We start from the raw sequence: 22,402 nt of genomic DNA, 5'->3' as shown, positions 1-22,402 counted from the left end.
GAGCCTGGCGATGAGCAAGCCCTTCCGGGAGCGCAACCCCGTGATGATCGGCGCGATCAGCATGTCCGTGATCGTGCTCATGGTGCTCGCCGCCTTCCGTGCGCAGGACCTGCCGCTCATCGGCGGGGGTGACACCTACTACGCCGCCTTCTCCGAGTCCGGCGGTCTCAAGGTCAACGACGAGGTGCGGATCGCGGGCGTCCGCGTGGGCAAGGTCGAGAGCATCGAGCTCGACGGCGACCAGGTGCGGGTCGGCATGCGGGTCGACACCCCCTCGGAGTTCGGCCCCGAGACCCGGGCCGCGATCAAGGTCAAGACCCTGCTGGGGGCGATGTTCGTGTCGCTGGAGCCGGCCGGCTCCGGCCAGCTCGAGGAGGGCTCGACCATCCCGGTCGCGCGCACCAGCTCGCCCTTCAACGTGGTCGACGCCTTCGAGGGCCTGGCCGAGACCTCCGAGGGCATCGACACCGACCAGCTCGCCCAGTCGCTCACCACCCTGGCCGACCTCACCCGCAACACCCCCGAGGAGTTCAAGGGGGCCCTCGACGGCGTTTCGGCGCTCTCGACCAACATCGCCGCGAAGAACGACCAGATCAACAGCCTGCTCAAGAACCTCCAGCGGGTCTCGTCGGTGCTCGACGACCGCGACGAGGACATCGTCGCGCTCATGCAGGACGGCGACGTCCTCTTCCGGGCCCTCATCGCCCGCCGTGACGCCGTGCACCGGCTGCTGGTCTCGACCTCGACGCTCTCGCGCGAGCTGACCACGCTCGTGCGCGACACCCGCAGCGACCTCAAGCCGGCCCTCGACCAGGTCGAGGACGTGCTGGCCGTGCTCAACAAGAACGAGGACAACATCGACAACGCGATCCGACTCGCGGCGCCCTTCTACCGCGTCTTCGCCAACACCCTCGGCAACGGCCCCTGGTTCGACACCTACATCCAGAACCTCCCGCCCGTGCCCGACCTCGCCAACGGAGGTGGTCTGGGATGAACGTCCTCCAGCGGCTCATCGCCCCCGTGATCCTGCTGCTCGTCGTGGTCACCGCCGTGGTGTTCCTGACCGGTCGCGAGGAGCTCAAGACCCTCACCGCCCACTTCCCGCGCACCGTGTCGATCTACGAGGGCAGCGACGTGCGCGTGCTCGGCGTGCCGGTCGGCACGGTCGACACCGTGACCCCGTCGGGCACCGACGTGGTCGTCACGATGTCCTACGACGCCGAGGTGAAGATCCCGGCCGACGCGAAGGCCCTCATCGTCGCCCCGGCGGTGGTGGGTGACCGCTACATCCAGCTGACCCCGACCTTCGCCGAGGGCGACCAGGAGATCGGCGACGAGGAGATCCTGGGCGAGGACCGCACCGGCGTGCCGCTCGAGCTCGACCAGATCTACTCCAGCATCGACGAGCTCACCGTGGCCCTGGGCCCCAACGGCGCCAACGCCGAGGGCGCCCTCACCGACCTGCTCCAGGTCACCGCCCGCAACTTCGGCGGCGAGGGCGAGCAGCTCAACCAGACCATCTCCGACTTCGGCAAGCTGTCGACCACCCTCGACGACAACAAGGAGGAGCTCTTCGCCTCGGTCAACGAGCTCGAGAGCTTCATCGGCACGCTGGCCCGCAACGACCAGACGGTGCGCGACTTCAACCAGTCCCTCGCGGGTGTCTCCGAGGTCCTCGCCGGGGAGCGCCAGGAGCTGGCCTCCTCGCTGGCCAACCTGTCGACCGCTCTCGGCGAGGTGTCGACCTTCGTCGAGACCAACCGCGAGGTGCTCGGCCGCGACATCGAGGGCCTCAACCGCGTGGCCAAGGTCCTGGTGCGCCAGCGGGCCGCGCTGGAGGAGACCCTCGAGGTCGCGCCGCTGGCGCTGAACAACCTCGCCCTGACCTACAACCCGCAGGCCGGCACCCTCGACGTCAGCGCCAACATCCAGAACCTGCTCGGTCAGGTGACCAACGACCCGGCGCTCTTCCTCTGCACCGTCGTCGACCAGGTCGACGACACCGGGGGCCTGTGCGACCTCCTCGACGGGGTGCTCCCGCGCCCGGGGGCGCTCAAGGCCCTGCGCGGCGGGGGAGACGGGGCCGCCCGCAGCGGTCCGCTGTTCGACTCCTCGCTCGGTGGACTGGTGGAGGTGCCCTGATGAGGCGACACGCGACACGGCCCGCCGAGCGCCGTCGCCCGGTGCGCCGCGGCGCCCGGGCCCTGGTGGGCCTGGCGCTCGGCTCGATGCTGCTGAGCGGCTGCGACTTCGACGTCTACCAGATCCCGCTGCCCGGCGGCCCCGACGTGGGCGACAACCCGATGGAGATCGAGGTCGTCTTCTCCGACGTGCTCGACCTCGTGCCCCAGTCGACGGTCAAGGTCAACGACGTCACGGTGGGCCAGGTCAAGGACATCGAGCTGGAGGACTACGCCGCCACGGTGACGCTGGAGATCCAGGACGACACCGAGCTGCCGGCCGACGCCGTGGCCACCATCCGCCAGACCAGCCTGCTCGGCGAGAAGTTCGTCTCCCTGGCCGCTCCCACCGACGGCGGCAGCGGCCGGCTCGAGGACGGCGACGAGATCCCGATCGAGCGGACAGGGCAGAACCCCGAGGTCGAGGAGGTGCTGGGTGCGCTGAGCCTGGTGCTCAACGGTGGTGGCGTCGCCCAGCTCAAGACCATCGCGGGAGAGCTCAACAACGCCCTCGAGGGCCGCGAGGACTCCGCCCGCTCCGTGCTGACCCAGGTCGACACGCTGGTGAGCAACCTCGACGACAACAAGGCCGACATCGTCGAGGCGATCGAGTCCCTCAACCGGCTCGCGCTCGCGGTGAAGAAGGAGCAGCCGACGATCAACGCCGCGCTCGAGGAGCTGCCGAGCGCGATCACCTCGCTCGACCGCCAACGCGACGACCTCGTGCGCATGCTGCAGTCGCTGAACCGGCTGGGCGACGTGGGCGTGCGGGTCATCCGCGCCTCGAAGGCCGACACCATCGAGGTGGTGCGCCAGCTCCAGCCCGTGCTGGGGCAGCTGGCCGCCTCGGGCGACAACTTCGTCAAGGCCTTCAACGTCTTCCTCACCTACCCCTTCGTCGACGAGGTCGTCGGCCGCGACCCGCAGGTCGCACGCAACCTGCAGGTCGGCGACTACACCAACCTGTCGGTGCAGCTGGACCTCGACCTCTCCCTCGGCATCACCGGCATCCCCACCGAGCTGCCGACCCTGCTGCCCACCGAGCTCGACCCGACCGCGATCGTCGACAACGTGCTCAAGTGCCTGCAGAGCGGCGACCTCACGAGCAAGGCCTGTCGCGACGTGCTCAACACCCCGGCCGCGCTGCTGGAGCTGCGCGAGCTGTGCCGCAAGCCGAAGAACAAGGACAAGGCCGTGTGCACGCTGCTCAACCAGGTGCCCGGGCTGCCCGAGCTCCCCGGGCTGCCCGACCTCCCCGGCCTCGGCGGCAGCACCGGCGGTGGCGGCCTGCTCGACGGCCTGCTGCGCCCGGGCGCGCTGCCCGGCGACGGCACCGCCTCGCAGGCCTTCGGCGAGCGCGGCCCGACCATGCAGGAGATGACGCAGATGTTCGATCCCGGCCTGGTCCAGCTGCTCGTGCCCGCGGCGGTGGTCCGGTGATCACCCGTCGCACGAAGATCCAGCTGCTGGTCTTCGTCATCATCACCATCGTCGGCGTGAGCTACGTCGGGGCCCGCTACGCGCGTCTCGACCGGCTGTTCTACGACAGCTCCTACACCGTCGTGGCGCACTTCCCGGAGTCCGGCGGCATCTTCGCCGGCGGCGAGGTGACCTACCGCGGCGTCGGCATCGGCAAGGTCGAGAAGCTCGAGCTCACCGACAGCGGCGTCGACGTCTACCTCGACATCGAGAACCGCTACGACTCGATCCCGGCCGACACCCTCGCCCTGGTGGGCAACCGCTCCGCCGTGGGCGAGCAGTACGTCGAGCTCCAGCCGCGGACCGACTCCAAGCCCTACCTCTCCGACGACTCCCAGATCGACGTCGCCGACACCGAGACGCCCATCCGCACCGAGAAGCTGCTGGAGGACCTCTCCGACACCGTCTCCTCCGTCGACCGGCCGGCCCTCAAGACGACGATCACCGAGCTGGGTGCGGCGTTCTCCGGGACCGGCGAGGACCTCCAGCGGATCCTCGACACCGGCAACTCCTTCATCCAGGCCGCCGACGACAACTTCGAGGTCACCACCGACCTGATCCGCGACGCCAACACGGTGCTCGGCACCCAGATCGACTCCGAGAGCTCGATCCGCACCTTCGCCGACCAGCTCGGCCTCTTCAGCGACACCCTCGCCGACGCCGACCCCGACCTGCGCCGCCTCATCGACAACGCCAGCCCCGCGGCCACCCAGCTGCGGCGCCTGATCGAGGACAACCAGGTCGAGCTCGGCGACCTCATCAACAACCTCATCACCACCGGCGAGGTGGTCACGCGACACCTCGACGGCATCGAGCAGCTCCTGGTGATCTACCCCTACGTCGTCGAGGGCGGTGTCACGGTGGTCTCCAAGTCGCCCGACACGGGTCTCTACGACGCCCACTTCGGCCTGGTGCTGACCCCGGCGCAGCTCTGCGAGCGCGGCTACCAGGGCACCGACACCCGCCCGCCCGACGACCGGGGCAACCGGCCGCTCAACGTCGACGCGCGCTGCGACGAGCCCCCGACGGTCACCAACCCCCGCGGTGCGCAGAACGCGCCCCGCCCGGCCGCCGACTACTCGGCTCCCGCCGCGACCTACGACCCCGCGACCGGCGAGCTGGTCTGGGGCGCCGAGCGTGCGCAGCGTCTGGAGAGCCGGGGTACGGTGGCGCCTCCGACCTTGGGAGAGGAGTCGTGGAAGTGGCTGTTCCTCCAGCCCCTGATGTCTCAGGACTGACGGACGACAGCCGCACCGACGACCCCGCACGCACCCAGCCGGCACCGGCGGCGCCCTCCCGCGCGTCGGCCCGGTTCCGGTTCGCCCTGCTGGTGGTCCTCGTCGCGGTCGCGCTGGCCTCGGTCGCCTCGCTGGTGACGCTGGCGGCGACCCGCGCCGACGGTGGCCTGGGCGAGCGCCTGGGCAGCCTCGTCGGGTCCTCCGACGACGGCGAGCAGGCCCAGCGCGAGGAGGTCATGGACGCCGCGACCCAGTTCGTGCTCCGCCTCAACAGCTACGGCCCCGACGACCTCGACGACTCCGGTCAGATGCCGGGCTACCGCGCCTCGGTGTCGGAGGTCATCACGCCGAAGTTCCGCACGGAGTTCGAGCAGAGCGTCAACCTCGCCGAGCAGACCGTGGCCCAGGCCGACCTCGAGCGCACGTGCGACGTCTTCGCCTCGGGGGTCTCCTCGATGGACGAGGACTCCGCCGAGGTGCTCGTCGCCGGGGAGTTCACCAACACCTACACCCAGGCCGACGACGGCGAGCCCTTCCAGGACCGGCCGGCGCAGTTCCGCCTCGTCGTCACCGTGCTCCTGGTCGACGGCGAGTGGCTGGTCGACGACTTCGTCCCCGCGACCGGCGACGGCGTCGAGCTGCCCTCGGGCGCGGCTCCCGGCGCCTCCACCGCGCCGTCGCCGGGCCAGGGCGGCGGCAGCGGACGACCGAGCGGAGGAGCCACCCCGTGACCCCGAGCTGGTACGACGTCCTGGGCGTCGACCCCGACGCGAGCACCGACGAGGTGCGCGCCGCCTGGCGCGCGGCCATCGCCGACCTCGACCCCGCCGACCGGCGCTTCCGCTCGCTCAACCAGGCCGCGGAGGTGCTGCTCGACCCCGAGCGCCGCGCCGCCTACGACGCCACGCTCGAGCCCGACGCCGACGCCGACACCGACGCCGACGCCGACGCCGACACCGACGCAGCGGACGGCGGCACCGCTGCGCCGGTCACCGCCCGTGGGCCCTCGGGGCCGCGCCCGCCGCGCAGCCCCCGGGTCGTCCCGGGCTGGTCGCTCGTGGTGGCGGGGGTGCTCGCGGTGGCGCTGGCGGCGCTGACCGTGCTGGCCCTCGTCAGCCCGGCCGCCTCGGGCGAGGCCGACGCGGAGGAGGCCCGCGAGGTGGCGGTCCGCGCGATCGTGCCGGTGCTGTCCTACGACTACCGGTCGATGGACGAGAGCGCGGCGGCGGCGAGCACCTACATGACCTCGGCGTTCAAGACCCGCGACTACGACCCGCTCTTCGCGGTGCTCCAGGAGAACGTCGCCGAGACCGAGACCGTGGTCGAGGCCGAGGTCGTCGACTCCGGCGTCGTGCGCACCGGCGAGGACCGCGTCGAGGTGCTGCTCTTCGTCGACCAGCCCACCACCAACGTGCGCTTCACCGAGCCGCAGACCTACCAGAACCGCGTGGTCGTCACCATGGTCAAGGACGGCGAGGACTGGCTCATCGACAAGCTCGTCACCACCGGCGCCGGCCCGGCCGCGGGGGAGTAGCGCGCAGCCGTCGGCGACCGGACCGTCCACAGCCTCGCCGCGGCGGTGCTTGACCTCGCCGGTGCCGGCAGTCATCATCGTCGCGAACGCTCACCTGCGAGGTGCCTGCCGCAGTTGTCGCGCGCCCTCTGTTCGGGTACTGTTGCGCTTTGCGCCTGCCCTCAGATGCCCTCAGCCTTCCCGGTGGCTGACGTGTGGTCGGTCGGCGCCTCTCGCCCAGCGTTCTCTCGAAGGACTCCCTCTTGGCCGCGCGCAGCACCACTGCCTCCTCCGTCGCAAGCAAGTCCCGCATCTCGTTCGCGAAGATCACCGAACCGCTCGAGGTGCCGCAGCTCCTCTCCCTCCAGACCGACAGCTTCGACTGGCTCGTCGGCAACGAGAAGTGGGACGCCGTCGTCGAGCGTCGCCGCTCCGAGGGCGAGGACGTCTCCAGCAAGTCCGGTCTGCAGGAGATCTTCGAGGAGATCTCGCCGATCGAGGACTTCTCCGAGACCATGTCGCTCTCGTTCGAGAACCCGGTCTTCTACGACCCCAAGTACACCGTCGACGAGTGCAAGGAGAAGGACTTCACCTACTCCGCACCGCTCTACGTCTCCGCCGAGTTCACCAACAACGACACCGGTGAGATCAAGGGCCAGACGGTCTTCATGGGTGACTTCCCCCTGATGACCGACAAGGGCACGTTCATCATCAACGGCACCGAGCGTGTCGTCGTCAGCCAGCTCGTCCGCTCGCCGGGCGTGTACTTCGAGCGCTCGGCCGACAAGACGTCCGACAAGGACATCTACACCTCCAAGATGATCCCGAGCCGCGGCGCGTGGCTGGAGTTCGAGATCGACAAGCGCGACATGGTCGGCGTGCGCCTCGACCGCAAGCGCAAGCAGAACGTCACGGTGCTCCTCAAGGCGCTCGGCTACACCAACGAGCAGATCCGCGAGGAGTTCGGGCAGTACGAGTCGATGATGCTGACCCTGGAGAAGGACAACACCCAGGGCCAGGACGACGCGCTGCTCGACATCTACCGCAAGCTGCGCCCGGGCGAGCCGCCGACGCGCGAGGCCGCCCAGACGCTGCTGAACAACTACTACTTCAACCCCAAGCGCTACGACCTGGCCAAGGTCGGTCGCTACAAGATCAACAAGAAGCTGGGGCTGACGCAGGCGTTCGACCAGCAGACGCTGACCGTCGAGGACATCGTCGCCGCGATCAAGTACATCGTCGCGCTGCACGACGGCCAGGAGCAGCTGGAGACGCCCCAGGGCGAGCTCCCGATCTCCCCCGACGACATCGACCACTTCGGCAACCGCCGCATGCGCACCGTGGGCGAGCTGATCCAGAACCAGCTCCGCACCGGCCTGGCGCGTATGGAGCGGGTCGTGCGCGAGCGGATGACGACCCAGGACGTCGAGGCCATCACCCCGCAGTCGCTGATCAACATCCGCCCCGTCGTCGCGGCGCTGAAGGAGTTCTTCGGCACCTCGCAGCTGAGCCAGTTCATGGACCAGACCAACCCGATCGCGGGCCTGACGCACAAGCGTCGCCTCTCCGCGCTGGGTCCCGGTGGTCTGTCCCGTGACCGCGCCGGCATGGAGGTCCGCGACGTCCACCCGTCGCACTACGGCCGCATGTGCCCGATCGAGACCCCTGAGGGTCCCAACATCGGTCTGATCGGCTCGCTGGCCTCCTACGGCCGGATCAACCCGTTCGGCTTCGTGGAGACGCCCTACCGCAAGGTCGTCGACGGCACCGTCACCGACCAGATCGACTACCTCACCGCCGACGACGAGGACCGCTTCGTCATCGCCCAGGCCAACGCGGCCATGGACGACGCCGGGAAGTTCGTCGAGGAGCGCGTGCTGGTGCGCCAGCGCGACGGCGAGGTCTCGGAGATCCTGGCCGACGAGGTCGACTACATGGACGTCTCGCCGCGCCAGATGGTGTCGGTCGCGACCGCGCTGATCCCGTTCCTCGAGCACGACGACGCCAACCGCGCGCTCATGGGCGCCAACATGCAGCGCCAGGCCGTGCCGCTCATCAAGAGCGACTCGCCCTTCGTCGGCACGGGCATCGAGTTCCGCGCCGCCGTCGACGCCGGTGACGTCGTCACCGCGACCGCCGCCGGTGTCGTCTCGTCGGTCTCGGCCGACCTGATCGAGACCATGAACGACGACGGCACCTACTCCAGCTACAAGCTGGCGAAGTTCCGCCGCTCCAACCAGGGCACCTGCATCAACCAGCGCCCGCTGGTCGCCGAGGGCGACCGCCTCGAGGTCGGCAGCCCCATCGCCGACGGCCCCTGCACCGACGACGCGGAGATGGCGCTGGGCACCAACCTGCTCGTCGCCTTCATGCCGTGGCAGGGCCACAACTACGAGGACGCGATCATCCTCAGCCAGCGCCTGGTGCAGGAGGACGTCCTCACCTCGATCCACATCGAGGAGCACGAGGTCGACGCCCGCGACACCAAGCTGGGCCCCGAGGAGATCACCCGCGACATCCCCAACGTCTCCGAGGAGATGCTGGCCGACCTCGACGAGCGCGGGATCATCCGCATCGGCGCCGAGGTGCAGACCGGCGACATCCTCGTCGGCAAGGTGACCCCGAAGGGCGAGACCGAGCTGACCCCCGAGGAGCGCCTGCTGCGCGCGATCTTCGGCGAGAAGGCGCGCGAGGTGCGCGACACCTCGATGAAGGTGCCCCACGGTGAGTCCGGCACGGTCATCGGCGTCCGGGTCTTCGACCGCGAGGACGGCGACGAGCTGCCCCCGGGCGTCAACCAGCTGGTCCGTGTCTACGTCGCCCAGAAGCGCAAGATCTCGGTCGGCGACAAGCTGGCCGGTCGTCACGGCAACAAGGGCGTCATCGCCAAGATCCTGCCGATCGAGGACATGCCGTTCATGGAGGACGGCACCCCCGTCGACGTCGTGCTCAACCCGCTGGGTGTGCCGCGACGCATGAACATCGGCCAGATCCTCGAGCTCCACCTCGGCTGGCTGGCCAAGCAGGGCTGGGACCTCGACCTGTCGGACGACAAGAGCGACGCCGACTGGAAGCAGCGCCTGATCAAGATCCACGCCGACAAGGCCGCCGCGAACTCCAAGGTCGCGACCCCGGTCTTCGACGGTGCGCGCGAGGACGAGATCACCGGCCTGCTCGGTGCGACCATCCCCAACCGCGACGGCGTGCGGATGATCGACGAGACCGGCAAGGCCGACCTGTTCGACGGCCGCTCCGGCGAGCCGTTCCCCGACCCGGTCTCGGTCGGCTACATGTACATCCTCAAGCTGCACCACCTCGTGGACGACAAGATCCACGCGCGCAGCACCGGCCCCTACTCGATGATCACGCAGCAGCCCCTGGGCGGTAAGGCCCAGTTCGGCGGCCAGCGGTTCGGCGAGATGGAGGTCTGGGCGATGGAGGCCTACGGCGCCGCCTACGCCCTGCAGGAGCTGCTCACGATCAAGTCCGACGACGTCCCCGGACGCGTCAAGGTCTACGAGGCGATCGTCAAGGGCGAGAACATCCCCGACTCGGGCATCCCCGAGTCGTTCAAGGTGCTCGTCAAGGAGATGCAGTCGCTCTGCCTGAACGTCGAGGTCCTGAGCCAGGACGGCTCGTCGATCGAGCTGCGCGACGCGGAGGAGGACGTCTTCCGCGCCGCCGAGGAGCTGGGCATCGACCTGTCGCGTCGCGAGCCCAGCAGCGTCGAAGAAGTCTGAGCGTGACGGCGGGGCGCCCCCAGCGGCGCCCCGCCCCCGCCAGTCCACGACTCGTTTCACACAGATCTAACGAAGGACAACAGCCACCGTGCTCGATGTGAACTTCTTCGACCAGCTTCAGATCGGCCTGGCCACCGCGGACGACATCCGCACCTGGAGCCACGGCGAGGTCAAGAAGCCGGAGACCATCAACTACCGCACGCTCAAGCCCGAGCGTGACGGCCTCTTCTGCGAGAAGATCTTCGGTCCCACCCGGGACTGGGAGTGCTACTGCGGCAAGTACAAGCGCGTGCGCTTCAAGGGAATCATCTGCGAGCGCTGCGGCGTCGAGGTGACCCGCTCCAAGGTGCGTCGCGAGCGCATGGGCCACATCGAGCTGGCCGCTCCCGTGACGCACATCTGGTACTTCAAGGGCGTGCCCTCGCGCCTGGGCTACCTCCTCGACCTGGCCCCGAAGGACCTCGAGAAGGTCATCTACTTCGCGGCCTACATGATCACCTCCGTCGACGAGGAGGCCCGCCACAGCGACCTCTCCTCGCTGGAGAACAAGGTCGGCCTGGAGCGTGAGCGCCTCGAGAAGCGTCGCGACCAGTCGCTGGAGGACCGCAGCAAGAAGCTCGAGGAGGACCTCGCCGCGCTCGAGGCCGAGGGCGCCAAGGCCGACGCCCGCCGCAAGGTGCGCGACGGCGCCGAGCGCGAGATGAAGCAACTGCGCGACCGTGCGCAGCGCGAGATCGACCGCCTCGACGAGGTGTGGAACACCTTCAAGTCCCTCAAGGTCCAGGACCTGATGGGCGACGAGATGCTCTACCGCGAGATGAAGAACTGGTTCGGCAAGTACTTCGAGGGCCACATGGGCGCCACGGCGATCCAGAAGCGCCTCCAGGACTTCGACATCCCCGCCGAGGTGGAGTCGCTGCGCGACACCATCGCCAACGGCAAGGGCCAGAAGAAGGTCCGCGCGCTCAAGCGCCTCAAGGTCGTCGACGCCTTCCGCAAGACCGGCAACAAGCCCCAGGGCATGGTCCTCGACGCCGTCCCGGTGATCCCGCCGGACCTGCGCCCGATGGTGCAGCTCGACGGTGGCCGCTTCGCGACCTCCGACCTCAACGACCTGTACCGCCGCGTCATCAACCGCAACAACCGCCTCAAGCGGCTGCTCGACCTCGGCGCGCCCGAGATCATCGTCAACAACGAGAAGCGGATGCTCCAGGAGGCCGTCGACTCGCTGTTCGACAACGGCCGCCGCGGTCGTCCCGTCACCGGCCCGGGCAACCGGCCGCTGAAGTCGCTGTCCGACATGCTCAAGGGCAAGCAGGGCCGCTTCCGTCAGAACCTGCTCGGCAAGCGCGTCGACTACTCGGGCCGCTCGGTCATCGTCTCGGGCCCGCAGCTCAAGCTGCACCAGTGCGGTCTGCCCAAGCAGATGGCGCTCGAGCTGTTCAAGCCCTTCGTGATGAAGCGCCTGGTCGACCTGTCGCACGCGCAGAACATCAAGTCGGCCAAGCGCATGGTCGAGCGCGCCCGTCCGGTCGTGTGGGACGTGCTCGAGGAGGTCATCACCGAGCACCCGGTGCTGCTGAACCGTGCGCCCACGCTGCACCGCCTCGGCATCCAGGCCTTCGAGCCCCAGCTGATCGAGGGCAAGGCCATCCAGATCCACCCGCTCGTCTGCTCGGCCTTCAACGCCGACTTCGACGGCGACCAGATGGCGGTGCACCTGCCGCTGTCGGCCGAGGCCCAGGCCGAGGCCCGGATCCTGATGCTGTCGACCAACAACATCCTCAAGCCGTCGGACGGCCGTCCGGTGACCATGCCCACCCAGGACATGATCATCGGCCTGTTCTTCCTGACGACCGACCGTGAGGACCAGGTCGGCGACGGCCGGGTCTTCTCCTCCCCGGCCGAGGCGATCATGGCCTTCGACCGCGGCGAGATCTCGATCCAGAGCAAGGTCCGCATCCGCCTCGACGACATCGTCCCGGCCGCCGACCAGGCCCTGCCCGAGGGCTGGGAGCAGGGTCAGCCGCTGATCGTCGAGACGACGCTGGGTCGCGCCCTCTTCAACGACACGCTGCCCGCCGACTACCCCTTCGTGAACTACGAGGTGGGCAAGAAGCAGCTCGGCGCGATCGTCAACGACCTCGCCGAGCGCTACACCAAGGTCGAGGTGGCCGCCTCGCTCGACGCGCTGAAGGACGCCGGCTTCCGCTGGGCGACCTTCTCGGGTGTCACCGTCTCGATCGACGACGTCACCACCCCCGCCGACAAGCTCCAGATCCTCGAGAGCTACGAGGCGCAGGCCGCCAAGGTGCAGAAGCAGTTCGAGCGCGGTCTGGTCACCGACGACGAGCGTCGTCAGGAGCTCGTCGAGATCTGGACCGAGGCCTCGAAGAAGGTCGGAGACGCCATGGAGAAGGCGTTCTCGAAGTCGAACCCCATCTACATGATGGTCGACTCGGGTGCGTCCGGAAACATGAACCAGATCCGTCAGGTCGGCGCCATGCGTGGTCTGGTGGCCAACCCGAAGGGCGAGATCATCCCGCGCCCGATCAAGGCCAACTTCCGCGAGGGCCTGACCGTGCTGGAGTACTTCATCTCCACCCACGGTGCCCGCAAGGGTCTGGCCGACACCGCCCTGCGCACCGCCGACTCGGGCTACCTCACCCGTCGTCTGGTCGACGTCTCGCAGGACGTCATCATCCGCGAGGACGACTGCGGCACCGAGCGCGGTCTGCCCAAGGTCATCGGCGAGCGCCGTCCCGACGGCACCGTGGTCAAGCACGAGAACGCCGAGACCGCGGCCTACGCCCGCTCGGCGGCCACCGAGGTCACCCACCCGGAGACCGGCGAGGTGCTGGCCACCGCGGGCGAGGACCTGGGCGACGTCAAGATCGGCGAGCTGGTCGAGGCCGGCATCGAGTCGGTCAAGGTCCGCTCCGTGCTGACCTGCGACGCCCGCACCGGCACCTGTGCCAAGTGCTACGGCCGCTCGCTGGCGACCGGCAAGCTCGTCGACATCGGCGAGGCCGTCGGCATCATCGCGGCCCAGTCGATCGGTGAGCCCGGCACGCAGCTGACCATGCGCACCTTCCACACCGGTGGTGTGGCCTCGGCCGACGACATCACGCAGGGTCTGCCCCGCGTGGTCGAGCTCTTCGAGGCCCGCTCGCCCAAGGGTCTGTCCCCGATCTCGGAGGCCGCCGGCCGCGTCGAGATCGAGGAGACCGACAAGGCGCGCAAGGTGCTGGTGACCCCTGACGACGGCTCCGACGTCATCGAGTACGTCGTGAGCCGCCGCTCGCGCCTGCTCGTCGGCGACGGCGACCACATCGAGGTCGGCCAGATGCTGACGCTCGGCACGCCCGACCCGAAGGAGGTGCTGCGCATCCTCGGCGTGCGTCGCACCCAGCAGCACCTCGTCGACGAGGTCCAGCAGGTCTACCGCAGCCAGGGCGTGTCGATCCACGACAAGCACATCGAGATCATCGTGCGGCAGATGCTGCGCCGGATCACGGTCATCGAGTCGGGCGACACCAATCTGCTGCCCTCCGACCTGGTCGACCGCGTGCTCTTCGAGGAGGAGAACCGTCGCGTGGTCTCCGAGGGCGGCAAGCCGGCCTCGGGTCGTCCCGAGCTCATGGGCATCACCAAGGCCTCGCTCGCGACCGAGTCGTGGCTCTCGGCGGCCTCCTTCCAGGAGACCACCCGCGTGCTCACCGACGCCGCGATCCACGGCCGCTCCGACTCGCTGCGCGGCCTGAAGGAGAACGTGATCATCGGCAAGCTGATCCCGGCGGGCACCGGCCTGGAGCGCTACCGCAACATCCGGGTCGAGCCCACCGAGGAGGCACGGGCCGCGGCGTACTCCGTCACCGGCTACGACTCCTACGACTACGAGTTCGGCAACGCCGGAGCCGGCCAGGCCGTCGCCCTGGACGACTTCGACTTCGGGTCGTACCAGAACTGACCCCGGCGTAGTCCCGCACCACCGACGGACCCCCGTCGCCCACCCGGGCGGCGGGGGTTCTTCGCGTCTTCTCAGGCTCCTGCGCCCAACCAGCCCGCACCTCGGGGCGTCCCATGTCAGTGGGTGAAGGTCACCCACTGTCGAAGGAGGCACCATGACAACCCCCCGCAGCTCGTTCCGGCTCGTCCTCGCCGCGGCTCTCGCCGCCGGCACGGTCGTCCTCGCCGGACCCGCCGGCGCGTCCCCCGCACCGGCGGTGCGCACGTGCGGCAACGCCGACCTCACCGCGTCCTACCGCGGCGGGGAGGGCGCGGCCGGTCACACCTACGGCCGGATCCGGCTCACCAACACCTCCGACCGCAGCTGCCGCGTCGGCGGCTTCGGCGGTCTGTCGTACGTCGGCGGAGGTGACGGCACGCAGGTGGGCGCGGCCGCCGACCGCACGGGCGAGGCCGCTCCCGCGGTGACCCTGCGACCCGGTCAGCGGGTGGTGAGCCGGGTCGACGAGCTCGACGCCGCGAACTTCCCGCGCAAGGAGTGCCGCCCCACCGCGGTCGACGGCTTCCGGGTCTACATGCCCGACGCGACCCGGTCGCAGTTCGTCGAGCACACCACCACCGGGTGCCGCGACGACGAGGTGCACCTGCTGTCGCACCGCTCCTTCCGTCGACCGTGACGGTTGACACGCAGCAGGGCGCGTGAGGCGATGGCCCCATGAGCCAGCCCCACGACGAGCCGATCGCCGAGGCGAGCCCCGAGGAGGTGGCCGCCGAGCGCGACGAGCGCCTCGACCCCGACCACCGCCCGCAGAACGCCGAGGTCGACAACACCGACCGGGAGTTCGACGCCGAGAAGGCGATGTTCACCGACGCCGAGGGCTACGACGAGGCGCCCGCGGTGTTCCCGCCGGTGGAGGAGCAGGACACCTGAGCCCGCGCACGCCGCCCTGACCCCGCAGCGGGTCGAGGCGGCGTGGCCCGGTGCCCACCCGCCTGCGAGAATCGGGGCGTGAGCACCACTCCGGTCGAGACCGACGTCCTCGTGGTCGGCGCAGGGCCGGCGGGGTCCGCCGCGGCGGCCTGGGCCGCGCGTGCCGGCCTCGACGTCCTCCTCACCGATGCGGCGACCTTCCCGCGCGACAAGACCTGCGGCGACGGCCTGACCCCGCGTGCGGTCGGCGAGCTGCAGCGCCTGGGCCTGGAGCCCTGGCTGCGCGAGCGGGTCACCAGCCGGGGCCTGCGCGCCCACGGCTTCGGCCAGACCCTCCACCTGCCCTGGCCCGGCGGCACCCTGCCCGACTGGGGCAGCGCGGTGCCGCGCACCGAGCTCGACGACCACCTGCGCACCACCGCGGTCTCCTGGGGCGCCTCGGCCCTCGACGGCGTCCGCGCGGTCGACGTCCGGCGCGAGGGTGACCGGGTCGCCGCCGTCGTCTTCGAGCGCCGCGGCGACGGCAGCCGCGAGCGCTTCGAGGTGCGCTGCCGCCACCTCGTGGTCGCCGACGGCGTGCGCTCGCCGCTGGGCAAGGTCCTGGGCCGCGAGTGGCACCGCGAGACCGTCTACGGCGTCGCCGGGCGGTCCTACGTCGACTCCTCGCGCTCGGAGGACCCCTGGATCAGCTCCCACCTCGAGCTGCGCGGCGAGGACGGGGCGATCCTGTCCGGCTACGGCTGGATCTTCCCGCTCGGCGGCGGCCAGGTGAACCTCGGCGTCGGCACGCTCGCCACGGCCAAGCGGCCGGCCGACATCGCCGTGAAGCCCCTCATGGCCTTCTACGCCGAGCAGCGCCGCGAGGAGTTCGACCTCGACGGCGACCTGCGCGCCCCGACCTCGGCGCTGCTGCCCATGGGCGGCGCGGTGAGCCACGTGGCCGGCCCCAACTGGGCGCTGATCGGTGACGCCGCGGGCTGCGTCAACCCGCTCAACGGCGAGGGCATCGACTACGGCCTGGAGACCGGTCGCCTCGTGGCGGAGATGATCGCCGACGGCGGCGACCTCGCCGCCGGCTGGCCGGCGCTGCTGCGCGAGCACTACGGCGAGTCCTTCTCCATCGCCCGGCGCCTGGCCGGGCTGGTCACGGTGCCCCGGCTGCTGCCGACGCTCGGGCCGGCGGGCATGCGCTCGGACTGGCTGATGACGCTGGCGCTGCGCTGGATGGGCAACCTGGTGACCGACGACGACCGCGACCGGGCCGCGCGCGTGTGGCGCTGGGCCGGGCGGCGCTCGCTGGCGGTCGACCACCGTCCGCCCTTCTCCTGAGCCGTCGGGAGCCGGCGGTGGGGGATCGCACCTACGACCTGACGATCGCGCTGGGCCGGGTGGCCCTGCGCGCCCTCGACGTCACCACCCGCGTCCACGGCGCCGAGCACCTGCCTCGCACCGGCCCGGCCGTGATGGCCAGCGTGCACGTGGGCTACCCCGACTTCCTCTTCGTCGGCAAGGCCGGGCTCGAGCAGGGGCGCCACGTGCGCTTCCTGTGCCGCCACGACATCTGGCACAGCCCGGTCGCGGCTCCCATGACGGCCATGGGCCACGTGCCCGTCGACCGGGAGGCGCCGGCGGCGGCGTACCTGCAGGCCCGCCGGCTGCTGCGCGCGGGGGAGGTGGTGTGCGGCTTCCCGGAGGCCGGCATCTCGTGGTCCTACACCGTGCGCTCCCTGATGCGCGGCCTGCCCGCGCTGGCCCGCGAGACCGGGGCGCCGCTGGTGCCGGTGGCCGTGTGGGGCACGCAGCGGATGTGGTCGGTGGGCCTGCCGGTCGACGGGCGCAAGCCCGCGCCGAGCCTGCGTCGGGGGCGGGTGGTGGACGTGGCCTTCGGCGAGCCGATGAGGGTGGCGCCGGAGGACGACCTGGTCACGACGACCCGGCGGCTCGGCCACGTGCTGACCGGGCTGCTGGAGGACCTTCAGCAGCGCTCCGAGCACCGGCCGCGGCCCGGCGAGCGTGCCGTGTGGCACCCGGCCCACCTCGGCGGCGCCGCGCCCGACCGGGAGGCGGCGCGGGCCTGGGACTCGGTGCCCCGCGCGGCGCTCGCGCCCACCTGGGGGCCCGGCACGGAGCCCGAGGGCCGCGCGCGGCTACGGTGAGGACATGGGGGGTCTGCCGCGCACGCAACGGGTCGCGGCCTACGCCGTGGTCGTGCGCGACGAGCAGGTCCTGCTCAGCCGCCTCGCGCCGCGCCTGAGCCGCTCCGAGCTCTGGACGCTGCCCGGCGGGGGTCTCGAGCACGGCGAGGACCCCCGTGACGCGGTCGTGCGCGAGGTGCACGAGGAGACCGGCCTCGACGTGCGGGTCGGTGACACCTCCCGGGTCTACTCCCAGCGCCAGCGCCGCGACCGCCGGGGCGGGCGCCGGGTCGACTCCTGGTCCCTGCGCATCGTCTACGAGGGCTGGGTGCCGCGCGACGCACCGGCCCCGCGCGTGGTCGAGGTCGACGGCACCACCGTCGACGCCGCCTGGCACCCCCTCGCGGCGGTGCGCTCGGGACGGGTGCGGGTCAGCGCGCTGGTGCGCGAGGCCCTCGCCGACCACACCCCCGCCCGACGGCAGCGGGTCGGCGCCTACGCGCTGGTCACCCGGGCCGGCGGCGCCCAGGTGCTGCTGACCCGGATCTCCGCGCGCGGGCACCACGCCGGCTGCTGGACCCTGCCGGGCGGCGGCGTCGACCACGGCGAGGCCCCGCGCGACGCCGTGCGCCGCGAGCTGGCCGAGGAGTGCGGGCTCGCGGGCGTGGTCGGCGACGTGGTGGCCGTCGACGACGTGCACCTCGCCGGCACCGCGCCCTCGGGGCGCCACGAGGACTTCCACGGCGTGCACCTGGTCTTCCGGGCCGAGGTGGACCCCGACGTCGCGCCGCGGGTCGTGGAGGCCGACGGCACCACCGACGCCGTGGCCTGGGTCGACGTCGCCGAGGTCGAGGCCGGAGCGGTCGAGGTGCTCGAGGTCGTGCGCGCCGCGCTGACCCGCCGCTGACCCGACGCTGACCCGCCGCCGGGGCGCCCCACGGCGCGGACGGCCGAGACGGTGCCGGCCTGGTGGGACCCGGCGGATATCGTGGCCTGGACCCAGGAGGCACACCTTGAGCGAGACCATCTTCACCTACGCCGCACCGGCCCTGAAGTTCGGCAGCGGGTCCTCGGCCGAGGTCGGCCACGACCTCGCCGGCTTCGGCGCGCGTCGCGTGATCCTGGTGACCGACCCCGGCCTCGCGGCCACCGGCCACCCCCAGCGCATCGCCGAGCAGGTCCGGGCGAGCGGCATCGAGGTCGTCGTCTTCGACCAGGCCCACGTCGAGCCCACCGACGAGTCGCTGCAGTTGGCGATCGACTTCGCGCGCGACGCCGGGCCCTTCGACGCCGTCGTGGCCGTGGGCGGCGGGTCGTCGATCGACACCGCCAAGGCGGTCAACCTGCTCACCACCAACCCCGGCGAGCTGATGGACTACATCAACGCCCCCGTCGGCAAGGCGCTCGCCCCGGTCAACCGGCTGCTGCCGCTCGTCGCGGTGCCGACCACCACCGGCACCGGCAGCGAGAGCACCACCATCTGCGTGCTCGACGTGCTGAGCCTCCACGTCAAGACCGGCATCAGCCACCCCGCCCTGCGCCCCACCCTGGCCGTGGTGGACCCGCAGCTCACGCTGGGCCAGCCGTCGATGGTCACGGCCGCCTCGGGCATGGACATCCTGTGCCACGCCCTGGAGAGCTACACCGCGAAGTGGTACGCCGACTTCGACGCCAAGCGCCCCGAGCAGCGGGTGCCCTACTGCGGCGCCAACCCGATCGCCGACCTGTGGTCGGAGCGCGCGATGGGCCTGCTGGCGGGCTCCTTCCGCGCTGCGGTGGCCGACGGCACCGACCAGCTGGCGCGCGAGCAGATGGCGATGGCCGCGACCTTCGCCGGGCTGGGCTTCGGCAACGCCGGCGTGCACATCCCCCACGCCAACGCCTACCCGATCGCCGGGCGCGTGCGCGACTACCGCCCCGCCGGCTACCCCCAGGACGAGGCGATGGTGCCGCACGGCATGGCCGTCTCGCTCACCGCGCCCGAGGCCTTCCGGTTCACCTACGAGGCCGCGCCCGAGCGCCACCTGGCCGCCGCCCGCCTGCTCGACCCCTCGGCCACCGGCACCGGCCCCGACGTCCTGCCCGACGTCATCTCGACCCTGATGCGCGACATCGGCCTGCCCAGCGGCCTGGCCGAGGTCGGCTACGGCGACGGCGACGTCGACGACCTCGTGGGCGGAGCGCTGCAGCAGCAGCGCCTGCTCGCGACCGCGCCGCGCGAGGCGACCCCCGACGACCTGGCCGCGGTGTTCCGCGGCTCGATGGAGCACTGGTGACCCTGCACCTCCCCGACCACGCCGGCCCCGACAGCACCTCCGGGGGCGCAGGGGTGGGCGACCTGCTCGGCGAGCTGCGCCGCCGGGGCGTCACCGACGTCGACGACTCGGTGCTGACCCGGGCGCTCTACTCCACCGACGCCTCGCTCTACCGCGTGCTGCCCCAGGTGGTGGCCCGGCCGCGCCACACCGACGAGCTGCTCGCCGTGCTCGACGTCGCCCGGGCGAGCGGCACCCCGCTGACGATGCGCGGCGCCGGCACCTCGATCGCCGGCAACGCGGTGGGTCCCGGCATCGTCGTCGACACCTCCCGCCACCTCGGCCGCGTGCTGGAGATCGACGCCGAGGCCCGCACGGCGCGCGTCGAGCCCGGCGTGGTGCACGCGACGCTGCAGCAGCAGGCCCAGGCCCAGGGACTGCGCTTCGGCCCCGACCCCTCCACCCACACCCGCTGCACCATCGGCGGCATGATCGGCAACAACGCCTGCGGCTCGCGCGCCCTGGGCTACGGCCGCACCTCCGACAACGTCGAGTCGCTGCGGGTCGCCTTCGGCACCGGCGAGGTCTGGTCGGGCGGCGGCGGTGCGGTGGCCGACGGCCTGGCCGCGATCACCGACGCCAGCCTCGAGCACGTGCGCACCTCCTTCGGCCGGTTCACCCGCCAGGTCAGCGGCTACGCCATGGAGCAGCTGCTGCCGGAGAACGGTCGCCGCCTCGACCGGTTCCTCACCGGCTCGGAGGGCACCCTGGGCCTGGTGCTCGACGCCACCGTGCGGCTGGTCGTGGACGAGACCTCGCGCCAGCTGGTCGTGCTCGGCTACCCCTCGATGGTCGAGGCCGCCGACGCCGTGCCGGCCCTGCTGGCCGCCGCCGGCACCCCCGTCGACAGCCCCGCCGGCATGGAGACCGCGGGCGCCGGGCTCGTCGCCTGCGAGGGCATCGACGCCCGCATCGTCGACCTGGTGGGTGCCCGCGGCGCCGTGCCCGACCTGCCCCGCGGGGCAGGCTGGCTCTTCGTCGAGGTCACCGACCCGGGTCTGGTCGCGCCGCTGGTCGCGGTCTCCGGGGCCCTCGACCACCGCCTGGTCACCGACCCCCGCGAGGCCGCCGCGCTGTGGCGGATCCGCGAGGACGGAGCCGGCCTCGCCGCGCGGAGCACGCAGCGCCAGGCCCTCTCGGGCTGGGAGGACGCGGCCGTGCCCCCCGACCGGCTCGGGGCGTGGCTGCGCGACTTCGACGCGCTGCTGCTCGAGCACGGCCTGCAGGGCGTGCCCTACGGCCACTTCGGCGACGGCTGCGTGCACGTGCGCATCGACTTCGACTTCACCGACCGCGAGAGCGACGCCGCCGCCGGCCCGCGCCGCTTCCGGGCCTTCGTGGAGGACTGCGCCCGCGAGCTGTCGAAGCACGGCGGCTCGCTCTCGGGCGAGCACGGCGACGGCCGCGCCCGCTCGGAGCTGCTGACCCACATGTACGACGAGGAGTCGCTGCGGCTCTTCCGCGCGGCCAAGGCCGTCTGCGACCCCGACGGCCTGCTCAACCCCGGCGTGCTGGTCGACCCCGACCCCTTCGACGCCTCCCTGCGCCCGGCCCGGCCGCGCGCGGGGGTGCGCCCGCTGCTGCGGCTGGCCCACGACGGCGGGTCCTTCGGCGACGCCGTGCACCGCTGCACCGGCGTCGGCAAGTGCGTGGCGCCCTCGGCGACCGGCGTGATGTGCCCCTCGTGGCAGGCCACCCGCGACGAGAAGGACTCCACCCGCGGCCGCGCCCGCGTGCTCCAGGAGGCCGTCGACGGCTCCTTGGTCGGCGGGCTGGGCGACCCGGCGGTCTCCGAGGCCCTCGACCTGTGCCTGGCCTGCAAGGGCTGCGCGTCGGACTGCCCGACCGGGGTCGACATGGCGACCTACAAGGCCGAGGCGCTGCATCAGAAGTACGACGGCCCTGACGCGACCGCCCGCCGCCCGCGCAGCCACTACCTGCTCGGTCGGCTGCCGCGCTGGGCCGCCCTCGCCGCGCCCGTGGCGCCGGTGGCCAACGCGATGATGCGCCTGCGCCCCGTCGCCAGCGCCGCGCGGGCGAGCGCCGGCATCGACCAGCGCCGCTCGATCCCGGCCTTCGCCCCGAAGACGCTGCGCCGCACGACCAGGGGCCGCGGCGGCGACCGGGCGCCCGACGTGTGGGTGTGGGCCGACTCCTTCACCGACCACTTCTTCCCGCGCAGCGGCCTCGCGGCCATCGAGGTGCTGGAGGCCGCCGGGCTGCGGGTGCGGGTGATCTCCGACGACGCCTGCTGCGCGCTGACCTGGATCACCACGGGTCAGCTCGACAAGGCCCGGGCGATCATGGAGCGCACGGTGGCCACGCTCGCGCCGTACGTCGCCTCCGGGGTGCCGGTCGTCGGGCTCGAGCCGTCGTGCCTGGCCACGCTGCGCAGCGACGCGACCGAGCTGACCGCCGACCCGCGGGCCGCGGAGGTCGCCGGCGGGGTGCTGACCTTCGCCGAGCTCGCCACCCGCCTCGACCTGCCGCTGCCCGACCTCACGGGCGTCGAGGTCGTGGCCCAGCCCCACTGCCACCAGCACGCCGTGCTCGGCTGGGAGGCCGACCGCTCCCTGCTGGAGCGGGCCGGGGCCTCGGTGACGAAGGTGTCGGGCTGCTGCGGCCTGGCCGGCAACTTCGGCATGGAGAAGGGCCACTACGAGGTGTCGGTGGCCGTGGCGGAGACCCACCTGCTGCCGGCGGTGCGCTCGCACCCCGACGCCGTCGTGCTCGCCGACGGCATGTCGTGCCGGGTCCAGCTCGACGACCTCGCCGACGTGCCGACGATGCACCTGGCCGAGCTGTGGGCCTCCCGGCTGCCGGCCGGCGCCCGCGGGGACCGCGCGTGAGCCCCCGCCAGCGCCGCTGGATCATCCCGGTCGCCCTCGCCGCGCTGCTGCTC

The 22,402-nt window shown here is 71.7% G+C and carries 15 protein-coding genes; all 15 read left to right on the top strand.

All coding sequences use genetic code 11. The features are described 5' to 3' along the window. Positions 1-10 precede the first annotated feature (10 nt). The 15 genes from ASF47_RS14655 to ASF47_RS14585 all read left to right on the top strand — a co-directional run bounded on the left by ASF47_RS14655 (position 11) and on the right by ASF47_RS14585 (position 22,349). On the top strand, positions 11-994 hold the full coding sequence (locus ASF47_RS14655; RefSeq protein ID WP_056864780.1) for an MCE family protein: 984 nt from the start codon (positions 11-13) through the stop codon (positions 992-994). Next, on the top strand, positions 991-2,142 hold the full coding sequence (locus ASF47_RS14650) for an MCE family protein (RefSeq protein WP_056864779.1): 1,152 nt from the start codon (positions 991-993) through the stop codon (positions 2,140-2,142). Before ASF47_RS14655 ends, ASF47_RS14650 begins: the two co-directional genes overlap by 4 nt. Further along, on the top strand, positions 2,142-3,620 hold the full coding sequence (locus tag ASF47_RS14645; protein WP_056864778.1) for an MCE family protein: 1,479 nt from the start codon (positions 2,142-2,144) through the stop codon (positions 3,618-3,620). Before ASF47_RS14650 ends, ASF47_RS14645 begins: the two co-directional genes overlap by 1 nt. Then, positions 3,617-4,897: an MCE family protein gene (locus ASF47_RS14640; protein ID WP_056864777.1), complete on the top strand. Its 1,281-nt coding sequence runs from the start codon at positions 3,617-3,619 to the stop codon at positions 4,895-4,897. The genes ASF47_RS14645 and ASF47_RS14640 overlap by 4 nt, the downstream gene beginning before the upstream one ends. Continuing rightward, positions 4,861-5,628: a hypothetical protein gene (locus ASF47_RS21465; RefSeq protein WP_162242281.1), complete on the top strand. Its 768-nt coding sequence runs from the start codon at positions 4,861-4,863 to the stop codon at positions 5,626-5,628. Before ASF47_RS14640 ends, ASF47_RS21465 begins: the two co-directional genes overlap by 37 nt. Continuing rightward, positions 5,625-6,431, top strand: coding sequence for a J domain-containing protein (locus tag ASF47_RS22110; RefSeq protein ID WP_056864775.1), 807 nt, complete (start codon positions 5,625-5,627; stop codon positions 6,429-6,431). The genes ASF47_RS21465 and ASF47_RS22110 overlap by 4 nt, the downstream gene beginning before the upstream one ends. A 242-nt stretch (positions 6,432-6,673) precedes the next feature. After that, positions 6,674-10,150: a DNA-directed RNA polymerase subunit beta gene (gene rpoB / locus ASF47_RS14625; RefSeq protein ID WP_056864774.1), complete on the top strand. Its 3,477-nt coding sequence runs from the start codon at positions 6,674-6,676 to the stop codon at positions 10,148-10,150. An 88-nt stretch (positions 10,151-10,238) separates the two neighbouring features. Continuing rightward, positions 10,239-14,120: a DNA-directed RNA polymerase subunit beta' gene (locus tag ASF47_RS14620; RefSeq protein ID WP_056864773.1), complete on the top strand. Its 3,882-nt coding sequence runs from the start codon at positions 10,239-10,241 to the stop codon at positions 14,118-14,120. A 154-nt stretch (positions 14,121-14,274) separates the two neighbouring features. Continuing rightward, complete coding sequence (locus ASF47_RS14615) at positions 14,275-14,796, top strand: DUF4232 domain-containing protein (protein WP_056864772.1); 522 nt, start codon at positions 14,275-14,277, stop codon at positions 14,794-14,796. Positions 14,797-14,834: 38 nt separating this feature from the next. Next, positions 14,835-15,050 carry a hypothetical protein gene (locus ASF47_RS14610; RefSeq protein ID WP_056864771.1) on the top strand — a complete coding sequence of 72 codons (216 nt, stop codon included), beginning with the start codon at positions 14,835-14,837 and terminating at the stop codon, positions 15,048-15,050. Between the two features lie 78 nt (positions 15,051-15,128). Then, a complete protein-coding gene (locus ASF47_RS14605; RefSeq protein ID WP_056864770.1) occupies positions 15,129-16,379 on the top strand; it encodes a geranylgeranyl reductase family protein in 1,251 nt (416 codons plus the stop codon). A 17-nt stretch (positions 16,380-16,396) separates the two neighbouring features. Next, positions 16,397-17,206, top strand: a complete 810-nt coding sequence (locus ASF47_RS14600; protein WP_056864769.1) for a lysophospholipid acyltransferase family protein — start codon at positions 16,397-16,399, stop codon at positions 17,204-17,206. 4 nt (positions 17,207-17,210) lie between these two features. Further along, complete coding sequence (locus ASF47_RS22195) at positions 17,211-18,092, top strand: NUDIX hydrolase (protein ID WP_056864768.1); 882 nt, start codon at positions 17,211-17,213, stop codon at positions 18,090-18,092. 106 nt (positions 18,093-18,198) lie between these two features. Beyond that, a complete protein-coding gene (locus tag ASF47_RS14590) occupies positions 18,199-19,461 on the top strand; it encodes a hydroxyacid-oxoacid transhydrogenase (RefSeq protein WP_056864767.1) in 1,263 nt (420 codons plus the stop codon). After that, positions 19,458-22,349: an FAD-binding and (Fe-S)-binding domain-containing protein gene (locus tag ASF47_RS14585; protein ID WP_327138662.1), complete on the top strand. Its 2,892-nt coding sequence runs from the start codon at positions 19,458-19,460 to the stop codon at positions 22,347-22,349. Before ASF47_RS14590 ends, ASF47_RS14585 begins: the two co-directional genes overlap by 4 nt. Positions 22,350-22,402 lie beyond the last annotated feature (53 nt).

The organism is Nocardioides sp. Leaf285 (genome assembly GCF_001422955.1).
GTDB lineage: Bacteria > Actinomycetota > Actinomycetes > Propionibacteriales > Nocardioidaceae > Nocardioides > Nocardioides kribbensis.
This window is presented reverse-complemented; position numbering and strand designations above follow the sequence as displayed.

Excerpts from the sequence above, each read along its gene's own strand:
- ASF47_RS14655 (WP_056864780.1), top strand. The coding sequence starts at position 11 with ATGAGCAAGCCCTTCCGGGAGCGCAACCCCGTGATGATCGGCGCGATC.
- ASF47_RS14650 (WP_056864779.1), top strand. The coding sequence starts at position 991 with ATGAACGTCCTCCAGCGGCTCATCGCCCCCGTGATCCTGCTGCTCGTC.
- ASF47_RS14645 (WP_056864778.1), top strand. The coding sequence starts at position 2,142 with ATGAGGCGACACGCGACACGGCCCGCCGAGCGCCGTCGCCCGGTGCGC.
- ASF47_RS14615 (WP_056864772.1), top strand. The coding sequence starts at position 14,275 with ATGACAACCCCCCGCAGCTCGTTCCGGCTCGTCCTCGCCGCGGCTCTC.
- ASF47_RS14610 (WP_056864771.1), top strand. The coding sequence starts at position 14,835 with ATGAGCCAGCCCCACGACGAGCCGATCGCCGAGGCGAGCCCCGAGGAG.
- ASF47_RS22195 (WP_056864768.1), top strand. The coding sequence starts at position 17,211 with ATGGGGGGTCTGCCGCGCACGCAACGGGTCGCGGCCTACGCCGTGGTC.